Annotated in this window: 12 protein-coding genes; 3 read left to right on the top strand and 9 right to left on the bottom strand. The window is 61.4% G+C overall.

The window, feature by feature from the left end:
• Positions 1–70: 70 nt before the first annotated feature.
• Together BUB53_RS02890 and recN are read left to right on the top strand one after the other, a co-directional pair.
• Positions 71–919 carry an outer membrane protein assembly factor BamD gene (locus BUB53_RS02890; RefSeq protein WP_073032484.1) on the top strand — a complete coding sequence of 283 codons (849 nt, stop codon included), beginning with the start codon at positions 71–73 and terminating at the stop codon, positions 917–919.
• A gap of 39 nt (positions 920–958) precedes the next feature.
• The gene (recN, locus tag BUB53_RS02885; protein WP_073033690.1) at positions 959–2,608 is read left to right on the top strand and encodes a DNA repair protein RecN; all 1,650 of its coding nucleotides are present in this window, start codon (positions 959–961) and stop codon (positions 2,606–2,608) included.
• Positions 2,609–2,667: 59 nt separating this feature from the next.
• On the opposite strand, the gene BUB53_RS02880 is transcribed toward recN, so the two are convergent.
• Positions 2,668–3,987 (bottom strand): sensor histidine kinase, encoded by a 1,320-nt coding sequence (locus tag BUB53_RS02880; RefSeq protein WP_229709451.1) that lies wholly within the window; start codon positions 3,985–3,987, stop codon positions 2,668–2,670.
• 216 nt (positions 3,988–4,203) lie between these two features.
• Positions 4,204–5,892 carry a chloride channel protein gene (locus BUB53_RS02875; protein ID WP_073032480.1) on the bottom strand — a complete coding sequence of 563 codons (1,689 nt, stop codon included), beginning with the start codon at positions 5,890–5,892 and terminating at the stop codon, positions 4,204–4,206.
• An 83-nt stretch (positions 5,893–5,975) separates the two neighbouring features.
• On the opposite strand from BUB53_RS02875, the gene BUB53_RS02870 reads away from it, so the two are divergent.
• Positions 5,976–7,352, top strand: coding sequence for an FAD-binding oxidoreductase (locus tag BUB53_RS02870; protein ID WP_073032478.1), 1,377 nt, complete (start codon positions 5,976–5,978; stop codon positions 7,350–7,352).
• 19 nt (positions 7,353–7,371) lie between these two features.
• Here BUB53_RS02870 and BUB53_RS02865 read toward each other — a convergent pair whose 3' ends face one another.
• From BUB53_RS02865 to BUB53_RS02835, 7 genes are all read right to left on the bottom strand, one after another.
• The gene (locus tag BUB53_RS02865) at positions 7,372–8,718 is read right to left on the bottom strand and encodes a cytochrome P450 (protein ID WP_073032476.1); all 1,347 of its coding nucleotides are present in this window, start codon (positions 8,716–8,718) and stop codon (positions 7,372–7,374) included.
• A 282-nt stretch (positions 8,719–9,000) separates the two neighbouring features.
• Positions 9,001–10,143: a response regulator gene (locus BUB53_RS02860; RefSeq protein ID WP_073032474.1), complete on the bottom strand. Its 1,143-nt coding sequence runs from the start codon at positions 10,141–10,143 to the stop codon at positions 9,001–9,003.
• Between the two features lie 201 nt (positions 10,144–10,344).
• Entirely contained in the window at positions 10,345–10,977 is a 633-nt protein-coding gene (locus BUB53_RS02855) for an acyl-homoserine-lactone synthase (RefSeq protein WP_084728817.1), read from the bottom strand.
• A gap of 374 nt (positions 10,978–11,351) precedes the next feature.
• Positions 11,352–12,158, bottom strand: a complete 807-nt coding sequence (locus tag BUB53_RS02850) for a hypothetical protein (protein WP_073032472.1) — start codon at positions 12,156–12,158, stop codon at positions 11,352–11,354.
• On the bottom strand, positions 12,158–12,535 hold the full coding sequence (locus tag BUB53_RS02845) for a hypothetical protein (RefSeq protein WP_073032470.1): 378 nt from the start codon (positions 12,533–12,535) through the stop codon (positions 12,158–12,160). The genes BUB53_RS02850 and BUB53_RS02845 overlap by 1 nt, the downstream gene beginning before the upstream one ends.
• A gap of 76 nt (positions 12,536–12,611) precedes the next feature.
• Entirely contained in the window at positions 12,612–13,511 is a 900-nt protein-coding gene (locus tag BUB53_RS02840) for a dynamin family protein (protein ID WP_159437756.1), read from the bottom strand.
• A 14-nt stretch (positions 13,512–13,525) separates the two neighbouring features.
• Positions 13,526–15,589 (bottom strand): dynamin family protein, encoded by a 2,064-nt coding sequence (locus BUB53_RS02835; protein WP_073032466.1) that lies wholly within the window; start codon positions 15,587–15,589, stop codon positions 13,526–13,528.
• Positions 15,590–15,676 lie beyond the last annotated feature (87 nt).

Here is a 15,676-nt window from a genome sequence, read left to right as displayed (position 1 = left end):
TTTATGTGCTAGGACCGTTCCGGAAGCTGGGGATTTTCCCCGCAGATACGCAAGATAGGTGAGTTCGAGCATGACTATCGGCAAGTCCCGCGCAAAGCTGGTCGGTGCAATCGTCGTGGGCCTTGGCCTTGCAGCCTGTAGTGACAATGGCCGGGTCGAGCGCGGCGACGTCGATTTCGAAAACTACAGCGCCCAGCAGATTTTCGAACGAGCCGAATACGATCTTGCCCGCCGCAATCCCGGTATGGCCGCCGATGTCTTTGGCGAAGTGGAACGCCTGTACCCTTATTCGGAATGGGCCAAGCGGGCGCTGATCATGCAGGCCTATTCCTATCATCAGGACAAGGATTACGAGAACAGCCGTTCCGCCGCGCAGCGATTCATCGACTTCTATCCGACCGACGAGGATGCGGCCTATGCGCAGTATCTTCTGGCACTCAGCTATTACGATCAGATCGACGAGGTCGGGCGGGATCAGGGCCTGACCTTCCAGGCGCTGCAATCGCTGCGGCAGGTGATCGAGCATTACCCCGACAGCGAATATGCGCGCTCGGCGATTCTCAAGTTCGACCTGGCGTTCGACCATCTGGCGTCGAAGGAAATGGAAATCGGGCGGTATTACCTGCGCCGGGATAATTTCACCGCCGCGATCAACCGGTTCCGCGTGGTGGTCGAGGATTTCCAGACCACGACGCATACGCCCGAGGCATTGCACCGTCTGGTCGAATCCTACCTGTCTCTGGGGCTGACGAACGAGGCGCGCACCGCCGGTGCGATTCTGGGTCATAACTTCCGCGGCACCAAATGGTACGAAGACAGCTACAAGCTGTTGACCGGTCAGGGGCTGACGCTGGAGGCGGCGGGCGATAGCTGGTTGCGCCAGATCTATCGCCAGATGATCCAGGGCCGTTGGTTGTAAAGGGGCGGCGGGGCCAGCCCCGCTGCCGGGATGCATCCGATGCTGCGCGCGCTTGATATCCGGGACATTCTGATCATCGACCATCTGGAGCTGGCGTTTCAGCCCGGACTGAACGTGCTGACCGGGGAAACCGGGGCGGGCAAGTCGATCCTGCTCGATTCACTGGGGTTCGTTCTGGGCTGGCGCGGGCGGGCGGAACTGGTGCGCCAGGGGGCCGATCAGGGCGAGGTGATGGCCGAATTCGACCTGCCCGAGGGGCACCCGGCGCGCGATGTGCTGCAAGAGGCGGGCCTTCCGGCGGGGGATGAGCTGATCCTGCGGCGGGTCAATTCCCGCGACGGGCGCAAGACCGCCTGGGTGAATGACCGGCGCTGTTCCGGCGAGGTGCTGCGGCGGCTGTCGGAAACACTGGTCGAGTTGCACGGGCAACATGACGATCGCGGTTTGCTGGACCCGAAAGGGCATCGCGCGTTGTTGGATGCCTATGGGCGGCTCGAGCCGTTGAAAACCAAGGCCCGCAGCACATGGCGCGGTGTGGCCGAGGCCCGCAAGGCGTTGGAAACCGCCACGGCGGCGCTGGACGAGGTGCGCGCCGAAGAGGAATTCCTGCGCCACGCGGTGTCGGAACTCGATGCGCTGGACCCGCAGCCGGGCGAGGAGGAGGCGCTGGATACCCGCCGCCGGCTGATGCAGCAGGCCGAGCGTATCCGCGAGGATATCGCCCGCGCGCAGGCTGCGCTTGGGCAGGAGGGGGCCGAAGGGTCCGCAGGCGATGCGCTGCGCTGGCTGGAAGGGGTGGCGGACCGGGCCGAGGGGCAGCTTGACGATGCCATTGCCGCGCTTGGCCGGGCGATGGTCGAACTGGATGACGCCGCGCAGGGGGTGGCGCGATGCCTTGAGGGGCTGAGTTTCAACCCGCTGGATCTGGAAGAGGCCGAGGAACGCCTGTTCGCCATCCGCGCCATGGCCCGCAAGCATGGGGTCGCGGCGGACGACCTGGGGGAGTTTGCGACCGAACTGCGCGGAAAGCTGGCGGCGCTCGATCAGGGGGATGCGGACCTGAAGGCGCTGGAGGCGGCGTTATCGGCGGCGCAGGCGGCCTATGACGCCGCTGCCGGGGCGCTGAGCGCGGCGCGGAGCGAGGCGGCAGGCGAACTTGACCGGGCCGTCAGCGAGGAACTGGCGCCGCTCAGGATGGAGCGCGCGGTGTTCAGCACGCAGGTCGAGCCGTCCGATCCGGGGCCGGAGGGGCGCGATACGGTGACATTCACCGTGGCCACCAACCCCGGCGCGCCCTCGGGACCGCTGAACAAGATCGCTTCGGGCGGGGAACTCAGCCGGTTCCTGCTGGCGCTCAAGGTCTGCCTGACCGGCACCGATAGCGGGCTGACGATGATCTTTGACGAGATCGACCGCGGGGTCGGGGGCGCTACGGCGGATGCCGTGGGCCGACGTCTGGCGCAACTGGCCGAAGACGGGCAGGTTCTGGTGGTGACCCATTCGCCCCAGGTGGCGGCGCGCGGGGCGCATCACTGGCGTGTCGAGAAGAAGGTGACCGGGGAGCAGACCCTGTCCACCGTCACGCCGCTACCGACGTCCGAACGGGTGGATGAAATCGCGCGCATGCTGTCGGGCGACCGGATCACCGAAGAGGCCCGCGCCGCCGCACAGGCGCTGATGGCGGGGTAGGGGCCGCTTTCGGGGCATATTCCAAAGGCCCGGCTGCGAACGAAACCGCGCGCCGGGGATCACAGGCTGCCGAAGGTGCCCTTGAGCCATTGTTCGTCGGAATCGCCGCAGGCGGGGAAATCGCAGTAGAAGGTCGTTCCGTGCCCCAGTTCGCTGACATAGTCGATCGTGCCGCCCAGCTGTTCGACGATTTCTTTTGAAATGCTCATGCCCAGGCCGCTGCCCGCCGCGCGCCGCTGGTCCGAGGAATCCAACTGACTGAACCGGTCGAAGACCTTGTGCTTGACGCCTTCGGGTATCCCGCTGCCCTGATCCGAGACATAGATTCTGACGGTGTCGCTGAAACGCTTGCAGCCGACCGTCACTTCGCTTCCTTCGGGCGAGAATTTCACGGCGTTGGAAATCATGTTGTTCAGAACCTGCATCAGACGCGATTCGTCGGCCCTGATTCTCATGGTTTCGTCCGGGGGGCAGTCTTCGGTGATGGTCACGCCGTAGGTGTTGCCATAGCCCGAATTGCCGCTCACGGCCTCGTCCAGCAGGGCGTTTACGTCGACCATCGTGATCTTGTAGTTCATTTCGCCCGCTTCGATTTTCTGTAGATCCAGAACATCGTCGATCAGATGGGACAGGCGCAGGGCGTTCTTGCCGGCGATTTCGACGAGTTTCTGCATGGAGTCGGGCACCGGACCCATCGTTCCCGAATTCAGCAGGTCGAGCGACCCCTTGATCGAGGTCAGCGGGGTGCGCAATTCGTGGCTGACGGTCGAGATGAACTGCGACTTAACGATATAGGCGGCCTTGGTGCGCTCGTGTTCCTCGCGGAGCGCTTCGAGTTGTTTGAGGTTTTTCTGGTAGAGTTTCAGGAAAACGATGGAACAGTCGATCAGGAAATACATGACGAACACGACCGTGAAGAAGTGCAGCCACAGTTCGGAATCCAGATCGGGACGGTGCAGCCACAGATCGCGCAGAACGATGATGAAGAACGACAGGCCGTACATCGCCAGCCGTATCGTAAGCGCCATGACCAGCTGGTGGTTGTTCATCGCCGCAAAAAGCGCCGCGGCGAACAGGAAGAACAATGGCGTGAAATGCCCGCCGCTTTCCTGTTCGAAGGCGACCGAGATCGCGAACAGGCAGATGGCCGCCGCGCTCAGCATCGTGTTCAGGAGAATCCAGATGAGGCTGGAATAGATGGCATCGGTCTGACGAGGCAGAAGCGCCGCCACGCGCCGGGCCAGCATGATGTCCTGAACTTCGCAGAACAGGATCGTCACATAGAAAAGCGCGGCATTGATCGGATCGAAATAGAATGCGGTCAGCAGGGTTGCCGCAAGGTAGATCGCCTGACGCTGCCAGAGCAGCGTCAAACTCATCGATGTGTAGTCTTTCAGATTTTGCAGCAACCGCTCGTCCGGAGCAGCCGTTTTGGAACCCGGCTGAACAATATCAAAAAACGCCATTTTATGACCTGTCGTTACTACCCACATACGCCCCGTTCGGCGCGTTGTCTCATAGTGAAGTGGAACGAATACGCCCGCAATCTGTTAAAATCTTGTCACTGCCGCCCGGCGGAGCGTTTCAGCCGTGGGTCAGCTGTGCTCTTCCGCCGAGACAGCGGCCAGCGCCCGGTTATAGGCCTTGAGGGCATCGACATGGAACAACGCGCCTTTCAACTCGGGTGGCTGATCCCCGCCCCTGAGCGTGACCACGGGGATGAAGGGAATGGCCGAGCGGTCGAAAATCGGCATTGCCGCCTCGAGTGTGGCGTTGCTGTCGATATAGATGCCGTCCTCGATCAGCTCCCATAGTTGCTCGTCCCTGGCTGCGCGTTCGTGATCGGGGCCGCGCATCAGCCGTTCGACCCGGAACATCGCCAGCAGATAGGCCTGTGGCCCGGCTGCCAGCCGCGTGCCGCGCCGCTCCAGCTGGGTCAGGAAGAACGACCGCCGCACCAGCCGCCCGCCAAGCGCGGTGGAGATCGACACGGCGACCATCACGGCAAGACCGGTCTGCCAGTCGCCGGTCAGTTCGAACACGATCAGCGTGGTGGAAATCGGCGCCCCCAGAACGGCGGCGGCGACCGCCCCCATCCCCGCGAGCGCATAGAGCGTGGACGATCCCGAGACGTCGGGGAACAGCCCGGTCGCGATCAGGCCGAAAGACAACCCTGTCAGCGCACCGACCATGAGCGAGGGCGAAAACACGCCGCCCCCCATGCGCCCGCCGATGGTGATCGACACGGCCAGCACCTTGACCATGGCAAAGACGATTGCCTCGTGCAGCAGCATCTGCCCGGTCAGCGCCAGCGATGTCGTTTCATACCCGACACCGATGATATGGGGAAAGCCGATGGCAAGCGCGCCCAGCAACGCCCCGGCCACCATCGGGCGCAGCCAGCGCGGCAGGCGGGCGCGTTTCTGCATATAGCTGGCCATGTCTTCGGCAAAGAGCATGGAGTGCATGAGGATGGTGGCCACCACACCGCAGATCAGCCCCAGAAGAAGAAAGGCGGGCAGTTCGACATAGAATTCCAGGGCGCTGGAGGTGGGCAGCGCAAATTCGGTGATGTCGCCGAATTCCAGCCGGTTGATGACCGTGCCCGCCACGCTGGCGATCACGATGGGGGCAAAGGCATGCAGGGCGAAGTGGCGCAGCACCACCTCGAGCGCGAACAGCGCCCCGGCGATCGGCGCGTTGAACGAGGCCGACACCGCCGCCGCCACGGCACAGCCCAGCAGATCGCGCCCGGTAATTCCGTCGGCATTGATCCGGTCGCTGACCCAGCTCGAGATCACCCCGGCCATGTGCACGACCGGCCCTTCGCGTCCGGACGATCCGCCGGTGCCAAGCGTGATGAGCGATGCAAAGATCGAAGCGACACCGGCGCGCCCTTCGACGCGGCCTTCGTTCAGCGCCGCGCCCTCGATCACGTCCGAGACCGTGCGCACCCGTGCGTCGTCGGTGAAATGGTGCAGGATCAGCCCCACCACCAGCCCGCCGATGATCGGGATCATGAGAATCCAGTACCACGGCAGGGTTTCGGCCAGGCTGTGTATGCTGCCGGGATCGTCCGTGCCGTAAAGAAGGCCCTGCAAGGCGTTGATGCCCTTGCGGAAAAACAACGCGGCAAAGCCTGCGCCCACGCCGATGGTCAGGGCGATCAGCCAGAACTGGAACTGGCTCGGCCCGCGCGTGACCAGCACCGTCCAGCCGTTGCGCAGCGCGTCGGTGGCTGCTGCGGCTTTTTGCCGAAAAATGGACTGTTCCCCGTCGGTCATTGCGCACCGTTTCCCCTGGGGCGATCTTTCCCCCACCCAGCACATGCCCTACTGTGCGCCGGAGTCAGCTTGAGGGGAAACGCATGGGTGTTCAGGACGCAATCGCCGAGATTTCCACATTTCTAGGCCAACGGCTGACGCGGTCCAAGTCCGATCTGGACTTGCATGGCCGCAGCGAAAGTTATTTCCCACTCACGCCCCCGGATGCCGTGGCTTATCCCGAAACCACGCAGGAGGTGGCACAGATCCTGCGCGCCTGCGCCAAGGCGGGCTGCCCGGTGATCGGCTGGGGCACGGGAACCTCGCTTGAAGGGCAGGCCCAGGCGTTTCAGGGCGGGATCAGCGTGGATTTCAGCCGGATGAACCGGGTTCTGGAGATACGTCAGCAGGATATGGACGTGACCGTGCAGCCCGGCGTGACGCGCCAGAGCCTGAACGAAGAACTGCGCGCGACGGGGTTGTTCTTTCCGGTCGATCCGGGTGCGAACGCCTCGCTTGGCGGTATGGCGTCGACGCGGGCCAGCGGCACCACGGCGGTGCGCTATGGCACGATGCGCGAGAATGTTCTGGGCCTCGAAGTGGTCACCGCTGCGGGCGAGATCATCCGCACCGGCACACGGGCGCGCAAATCGTCCAGCGGGTACGATCTGACCTCGCTTTTCGTGGGCGCCGAAGGCACCCTGGGGCTGATTACCGAACTGACCCTGCGCCTGCACGGCCAGCCCGAGGCCATTTCCAGTGCGGTTTGCGGGTTCGACACGATGGGCGGCGCGGTGCAGGCGGTGATCGACACGATCCAGATGGGGGTGCCCATGGCCCGGATCGAACTGATGGACGAGGCCAGCGTCGCGGCGGTGAACGCCTATTCTGGCATGACCCTGCCCGAGCGGCCGCATCTGTTGCTGGAGTTCCACGGTTCGGACGCGGGTGTGGCGGAACAGGCGGAAACCTTCGGCCTGATCGCCGCCGAACATGGTGGCAGCGGGTTCGACTGGGCCACGCGGGCTGAAGACCGGAATGCACTATGGACCATGCGGCACAATGCCTATCACGCGATATTGGCCTCGCGGCCCGGCACCCGTGCGGTGGTGACCGACAATTGCGTTCCGATTTCGCGGCTGGCCGAGGCCATCGAGGGCACGCAGGCCGATCTGGAAGAGGCCGGGTTGCCCGGCCCGATCCTCGGGCATGTGGGCGACGGGAATTTCCATGCGATCCTGATGTTCGACGAAAACGACGCCGATGCCGTGGCCCGCGCCAAAACCGTTTCAGACAAGATGGTGACCCGCGCGCTTGCACTTGGCGGGACGGCCACGGGCGAGCATGGCATCGGCGTGGGCAAGCTGAATTACATGGCGCGCGAACATGGCGGGGCATGGCAGATGATGGGGGCGGTGAAGGCCGCACTGGACCCGCAGAACATCATGAACCCCGGCAAGCTCGTGCCGCCGCGAAACTGAGCCGGTCGGACGTTCGGGTTTACGGTGCGGGCCGTGCGTTGAGGATCATCGGCCCCTCGGGGCGCATCGTAAAGGTCAGCACCGGGCGCGGGATGAGGGACCCCGAAAGGGAGAACGTGATCTTGCGCAGAACGCTGGCCATCAGAACCATGATTTCGGTTTCGGCATATTGCGCGCCAAGGCAGATTCGTGGCCCGTCGCCGAACGGAATATACTGGCCGCGCGGGATCTTGCCCGACAGGAACCGCTCGGGGCGATAGCTTTCGGGGGCGTCCCATAGCTTTTCGTTCCGGTGCAGAGAATAGACCGGGAAGAACAGCGCGTCGCCCCTGGAGATGGTCACGTTCTTGATTTGCAGATCGTCCGACGCATCGCGGGCAAAGAAGGCCGCCGACGGGTAGAGGCGCAGCGTTTCCTTGATATGGGCCCGCAAGAGCGGCATGTGCTGCACATCCTCGTAGGTGACCGGCGCATCGGGCGTGATCTTGCGGATTTCCTGACGAATCCGGTTTTGCATGCGCGGATGCAGGGCCAGAAGGTAATATCCCCATGCCAACGCATTGGCCGAGGTTTCATGCCCGGCCACGACGAAAGTCAGAAGGTTGTCCACGGTGGTTTCGAGGTCCTCGAAATCTTCTTCCAGCGCTGCGATCATGAGGTCCAGGAAATCCTCGGGCTCTTCCCGGTTCTGGCTGCGCCGTTCAACGATGACCTGCCGGGCCAGGTTGCGCATGTTGGTGACCGGCGCGTTGCTTTGCAGCCATTTGCGGCGCGGGAGCCATTTGGGAAGCTGCATCAGGTCGAACAGAGAAATCCTTGAAATATATTCGAAATAGGCTTTCAGCCCGGCGCGGATTTCTTCGGCGCTGACCTCTTCGTTGCCGGAAAAAATGACGCGGGAGATGTTGGTGAGCGTCGAGGCCGGGGCCATCTGGGTGACATCCACGATGCCGTGCCCTTCGAGAAGGGAGTCGGCCACTTCGATCCCGGTTTCGGCGAAATGCGTCGCCAGCAGGGGCAGGTTACGCGCGGCGAAGAGGGGGGAATAGCGGTGGCGTTGACTGCGCCATTTGTCGCCCTCGGACAGGATCAGCCCGTTGCCGACGGCCGAGCCGATGATGTCCTTGGTGAACTTCGCCTTGGGAAAGTAGCGTCCCTTGCCGACAAGCAATTCGGTAATGATATCGGGATCGCAGAAATAATGGATGTTCAGCGGCCCGCGCACGTATTTCTGCCGAAGCGTTTCGTCGGGAATCACTTCGAGCATGTTGCGCCCTGCCAACTGGGCGAATTTCAGCAAACCGACAGGTTTCGTGGCAAGCTGCGCCGTGATGGGCGTCGCATCGAACAGAGGCTGTTCAGTCATTGCCAACGACCTCCCCAAGGTCAGGCGCGTAATCGAGCCAGATTCAGAATAGAGGCCTGACAAGCGCACAAACGCCCGGACAGGCCAAAGTTGATTTTATGGAAAACACGTCCAACTTGTTCAGACACAAACGGAAATACCGTCAGGCATTCCCGAACCGGCTCGCAGCGCTTGCCAAGTGTGGACATAGTGAATCATCAGATGCCGGTTTGGCAAGTGTACCAAACCGTTTATTTTTTACCGCGTCTTCCGGGACGAGTAAAACAGATCAGTTTTGCGACTTTATCGCATATTCAGATAGTTTTCTTCCCCGAACAATTCGAAGAGAACACGCTCGTAGACACGCTTGCGCGTCTGTTTGCGAAGATCCTGACGGTGATCGTGCATGGTGCCGGTCTGTGTATCCTGATCTTTTTGCAAGGCGAGCTCCAGTTCGTTGACGTTGCTGATTGCGTCCTGAAGGGCCGTTGCAGCCGCCGACCGTGACAGGCCGCGCATCGGGACGGAGTTGCTGACCAGAACATTGATCGGTTCGGGCGCGGGTTGTTGATGAGGCGTCCGCTCCTGGATCAGGGTGTTCAGGTTCTTTTCACATGAGAGCGCTTCGGCCCCCTTCGCATCGTGCGAAATGACCAGAAAGATACCGCCGCCGCGGTAGGAAAAGACACAATCCACCTTGTGAGTGGCCAGTTGGATGCTTTCGGCGACGGTCTGGATCGCATTGCGGAAACTGTCGCAATCCTGTTTTTCGTACAGCAGTTGGGCATCCTGAATCTTGATCGCGATCGACTGCGAATTGAACAGCTTGCGGCGGGCAAGCTGTGTGACGTAGTTGTCGAATTCAAGGTAGCGCAGATGCTTGTCGACATCGGAAACCGAGATCGGATCGTCGAAGTTGAACTGCTTATTCCGCTTCATCTTCTGTTGCAACTGATAGGCGCATTTCTGACTGAGTTCGGTCTTGCGCCGTTCATCGACAAGCTGATGCGCGCATTTGATGCGGCTGCGCAACTCCAGAAAGTCGAAGGGCTTGTTCACGTAATCCGTTGCGCCTTCCTTGAAGGCTTCGTCGATATAGCTGCGATCACTCATGGCGGTCAGCATGAGAATCGGAATGTCGGCATAGTCGGGCAGGGATCGCAGCCCGCGCAGCAGTTCGATGCCATCGGTTTCGGGCATCTGGATGTCGAGCAAAATGCAGTCGAAGGGCCGTTCGGCGCGGCGAATTTCCTCAAGCGCCGCAATCGCGTTCGTTGCGGTCGATACGTTGTAATCGTCAAGCGTTTCCAAGGCCGTCTTCACAAGCTCCAGGATGCTGGGCTCGTCATCCACCACCAGAATCCGGAAGGTGGAGGCCATAATCTTGTTCGCACGGTCATCCAGCTTACGCTGGAAACGGTCACTTGCTGAAATCAGGTTGGTCATGAGCCACGGCCGTTATTGCTGCGGAATAGCGATCAACCGATAATTAAAGATTGTGCTTTTATTGAGGCCCGGTTTCGACGAATTCTGACCGATTGTGGGTAAAATCGGGCATTTCCATGACATTGTTGATAAATTGCACGGAAACCCGCCTTTCAGCATGGCAATGTTTCCGTTACGTCCGAAATAAACGCCGTTTTCTGGTCAGATCACGAAGCCCTGCGCGTTGAACAGAACCGATTGGCTGGTGGTGCCGTCAATGGTGAATTTCGCGCCGATCGGGGTTGCGCTGACGCCCAGGCGCCGTGCCCAGCGCGACCAGATTGCCGGAACGATCCCAAGGATATATTTCGCCCCGTTGTCGACCGCGACCTGGGTCATGCCCTTGAACAGCAATTGTTCGACCTCCAGACGCCGCGAGGCGGGGACGATATCGGTCACGAAAAAGCGCGATGCCTCCCAGACATCGTACTCAACCGGTGCTTCGATGAACAGGACGTCGGTGGGCAGGCTTTCCAGAAGGCCGCGTTGCGCATCGCGCAGCATGTAACTGTAAATGCCGCATTTCGCCATGGTTGGCAGCATTCGAACGCCGCCCAGAACCTCGCCGAATTCGTGCAGGACAACCCATTGGCACGCGGGCGTATCGTACTGATCGAACTCCATGCCGTCTGCCTCGCAGACGTCCCATTTCAACTGGTCCAGAAATATCGTTTTGCGTGCCTCGAGATATTTCACCAGAAGATCGCCATGCTCGTGCATGGTGCGAAAGCCCATGGTGACGGATTTGATCTTCGAGGCCGGTTTTTCCCGCTTCGATGCCTTGCCGCGGGTCATGAAACCCGAGGGAATGCCTCTGGCGTTTTCCGGTGTCGTCAGGGACGCCGGATTTGGCCAGTCTGGAGTTTCGGACGGTGCACGGAAAGGCGACCACGATCGGTTCATTGCCTGCTCTCAACATATTTTTGACTTATTTATGCCAAATTTTAACCAAACAAGTCTACCGCGTATTAATTTTTTATTAAATTTCGTTGGTTTAGAATGCCATAGCATACGTCATACGCATCTATCTGCCCGGAAATTGGGCAGCAGATTTATAAGTTGTTCTGGTTGTGCGGCTTTTTTCGCTTGCGCGCATTCTGTGTGCGTCAGGCGAGAATCGGGCTTTTTATCCCGCTGCGGCGGGGATGGGCTTTGACGATTGGGGGATTTTATGGCGACGCAGGGAATTTCGTGCCGTAAAACCGTTGCCAATCCGCCAGTGTCCCGGTCACATCCTCGTGGTGCAGGACGGCGATGACATAGTCGTCGGAATCCGATGCGACGACGGCACGTAACGTCCGGGAAAAGGGCAGTATCGAACAGGTCGGCTCGTTTCGCTTGAGGCGCGACAGTGATCCTTTGTACATCCGCTTTTCTGCAACGAGCTGCTCCAGATCGGCCAGGCGGACGACCAGATCCTGTGAACCGCCGGAACCAAGGATCGTCGTTCGCCCCTCGAGCCGTATCCAGCCCTGTGCCCGATCCTCGATTTCCCCAAGGAAACGCTCCAAGGGCTCGGTCCGGTCGTCTGCAACGGTGCAGGCTGCCAGTTGCTCGACCGAACAGGACTGACTGTCGGTCGCGACGTTTTCGATGCGCCCCCGGCAGCACAGCGATGCCTGGGGATGGCTGTCGCCGATCTGCACAAGGGTTTCGACATGGGCGCGCGCCATGCCTTCCGGAGTGGCATTGCTTTCGGGGGCAGGGTGGGCGGTATCGAGGGCGATCAGCCTTCGGTGCGAGGCGATCAGCCGGGCCACCACCTGGCCGCCCGCCACGATGTCGATCCGCCTGGGCAGGATGGTTTCGTCGATTTCGTCTATGACCCTGCGAACCAGACCGAGGCCATTTTCGGCAGGGGTGTTGCGTTCGGCGCTCAGGGCGGTCCGCTCGGCGCATAAGCGTTTCAGCACCTTTCGCAGGCGCTGTTCCGCCTTGTCGTTCGGACCCGGCGTTATCTGGGCTGTCCTTGCCATCAGGAGCCCCCCGCCATGCCATGGAACAGTTTGTTTGCGCCGTTCACGACACGGGTCTCCGCCGTCGCATCCCGGCAAAGACAACATATGACATCGGATGGCTCATCCGGGGAGCGCACGAAAATCAGCACTCCCTGCGGGCGGGCAACGATAGCGCTTTGCTGGTCGGCAGTTTCCGTTTCACCTGTCGCCGCCAGCGCGTCGGACACGGAAAAGGTAAAGGCTGCGTGCTGAAGAATCTCTTCCAGTTGATCCTGTCTCAGAGGGTCTGCCGCGCTGGCACGAAGCGAAAGCCCGGTGCGCAGGTCCCCGAAGGAAACCAGCGAGCAATCGGGAATGTCCCTGCGCATTTGGTCCAGGTATTCGGCAATGTTCATGCTCCGCCCCCCCGGCGATGGTCATGCTGGCGCGACGATTACCTCGCCGGTGCCAGCCGTTGTGTCCTGCGTTGTGTCATAGGTCGGCCCCCGGTCGCGTCCGACGCCCGCGCAGTTCGGTGCGCACGCGGCGCACGCGCTTTGGCACGATTCCGGGATCGGAGGCGGTTTCGTCGTCGTCGGACCCTGCCAGGGCCAGAGATGTTTCGCCGGCATCATCGCTCCGGGCCATATCCGAAGGCGCGTTGGGCGGCGTATAGTGCGGCGCTTGCTGCGCGGCCGATGACGATGGATTGAGCAGCATTTCCACTAGGTGATCGACGAATTCCGCCGCGCCGCTGGCCTGCCATTTCGCTTCGTCGTCCCCCGAATCGAGCGCCTTGAGGATCGAAATGGGGTAGACGGCCTTGAACAGCCCCTCGGTTTCCTTGCGCACGCGGGCCAGCATGCGCGCGGTATCGCGATCGTTGCGCAGCTTGTCGGCCTGGGTCACAAGAAGAATGTTGTCGCCGTTCGTCCGGTCCTTGATCCGCTCCCACATCGCGGCTTCGGATTGCCGCCATGCCTGCGTGGCCGGGGTGCACCAGACGACACAATCGATGTCATCGACAAGGGACAGCATCGCCTCGGTGGACAGGTTCGGATCGGAAATGCCGGGCATGTCGACAAGATCGCAGATATCCAGCGTTTCGGACGGGTTACAGAGCCGGATATAACGTGTATCTTCGACCGACACCTCGTCGAGCGCGGTGATGTCACAGGGCGTTTCCGTTCCGTCGTGCCGTATGGCAACGGCAGAGTCCGCGCCTTTGCTGAGCCAGACCGGCGGAAGCCGCGTAGCGGTCACGCGCACCGGCATCGGCGCCCCGCCCAGAAGCAGTTTGGACAGCGTGCTCTTGCCTGCGCTGAACTCGCCCATCAGCGCCAACCGGGGTTTGCGGGGGGCGACGCGCAGACTTGTATCGGCGGTATCCAAGGTCGTCTCCTTCGTCATGAGGTGTAGCGTCTGAATGTTTCGATCGCCGCGTCGAGACTGCCGTGACAGTCCCGGCCTGCCGGTGCCTGAAACAGGGTCTCGATGTTTTCGCCGTGCTGGCGGCCTGCAATCAGGTCGGTCAGAACGTCGTGCTGCTGGTCCAGGAACCCTTGCAGTTCCTTGAGGACGGCAGTGCGAATGTCGCCGGTTTGGGCATCCTTCATCTGGGTCATGAAATCTTCGGTTTCGGCGCGGATCAACTCGCGGAACTGTTTGGCGAACGCCTTGTAGCCGCGGGTCTTGCGCCACCACATGACCCACCAGCTGTCGTTGAAATCCAGTGCGATGGTCTGCCCCAGGGCGACCGGGGCGGGGATATCGGGAACTGCGGGCACTCCGATCTGGATGCCTTCGACCATCTGTCCGAAGCCGCGGTAAAGAAGATGGGCCGTATCGGTCACGGCGGCCTCATAGCGCTGCTCGGCAGCCTTGCGGATACGTGCGCCCATCGAGGAATAGGCCGACCGCAGCAGGACACGCAGCCCCGTCGGGGTATATTCCCAAACCAGATCGGGACCGAAACGTTCAAGATGTGTCAGAAGCGAATGCGTGGAGCGTTCGACGAAGTTCTCATGCGCCCGGCCGGCACGCAGGTGAAAATCCGCAATGATCTCGTCGATCTCGCTGCCGAACCCGTCCAGATGGGTTTGGGCGATCTGCTCGAATTCTTTCCGCAGGTCATAGCCGCTGAGATCGGCGCCGTGATCGCCGGCTTTGATCATGACCGATTGCGCCGCCTGTTGGGACGTGGCGATGGACAGCGCCGAAGAGGCCAGTTTTTCCAGCAGCGGCGCGCCAAGCCCGTCGATGATGCGTTGCGACAAGGCCTGCATCAGGGCAGGGAGGCCGGACATGTCCCATATCTGATCGGCGGGCTGGCGGTCGATCCGGGTGGTGCCCAGCAGATGGGTTGTGATCGCCAGCAGGGCATCGGCGCTGATATCGGGCATATCATCCAGTTTTCCGCTGAGTGCCTTGTTCGCCCAATAGGCGCTGCCGAAAATGATCTCGGCCTCTGCCGGGCCGTCATGGGCCTGTAGGGTTTCGCGGATGCTGTCCTCGATCTCGGGGATCTGGTTGACCGGGTTGGACAGCTCGTCGATCCGGTTGACAAAGATCACCACGTCGCGCGACGGCAGGTTCGATATCAGGCGGATCAGGGCAAGGTCGACCGTGGTCAGCGCCTGCGCCGCCGACAGGACAACCACGCAGATCCGGCTGTCGCGGACGGCCTTGATGGTGATCATCTCGCGCATCATGAAGGTATCGTTGACGCCCGGTGTGTCGCGCAGGCAAATCCTGTGCGGAACCGTCCGGCAATTCAGATAGAGATCGGCCGACCGGGTGATATCGGCGAACTGCCCCTGTCCGTCATCGGCGGGATCGTTGCTGTCATCGCCGAAATCGTCGCCCAGACAGATATAGCGTTCCAGCAGGTTCTTGTCGAAATAGCTGTATTCGTGTTCCTGCCCCATCAACAGTTCGAATTTGCGCCCCAGGCGCTTGCGGGATTTCTCGCGCATGGTTTCGAGCTGATGCTGAATTTTCTGCAGCTCGCTGTCCGCCCCGGCGCGTCCGGCCAGTTCTCCGAGACGACCGCCCTTGGAGGTCAGCCGATCCCATTCGTCTTCGGTCATGAACTGGAATTTCGCGCCGTTCTCGGCGCGTTTCCGGCCCGGCGTCAGGTGCAGGGAGGTCACGACGGAGGTCCACGGATTGACATCTGACGGAAGCAGGTCCGCCCAACCGGCCATGGCGTTCAGCAAGGTCGTCTTGCCCGATTTGACCTGCCCCAGAACCGTGACGCAGGGCTCGAAGCCGGCAAGCTCGTCCTGCAGGCGCTGCACCGAACGGCGCGTGCCCTTGCCTGCGAGATTGGCAAGCGTTTCCAAGGCCTGTTCGATTTCGGCTGCCCGGCAGGCGAAGTCGCTCAGGTCTTCCATGCCCGACGACAGATTGGCCGGACCGGCGGAGGTCAGGAGCCCGGTTGCGTGATCTACTTCGGCTTTGACGTTCATTCGGCTTCCGGTGTCGGCTTGGGCGAGGCGGATGGACAGGCCTGCTCGAGACGTCCATATGATCCGCCCGCATTCAACATTTGACGA

This window comes from Roseovarius pacificus (genome assembly GCF_900142665.1).
GTDB lineage: Bacteria > Pseudomonadota > Alphaproteobacteria > Rhodobacterales > Rhodobacteraceae > Roseovarius > Roseovarius pacificus.
This window is presented reverse-complemented; position numbering and strand designations above follow the sequence as displayed.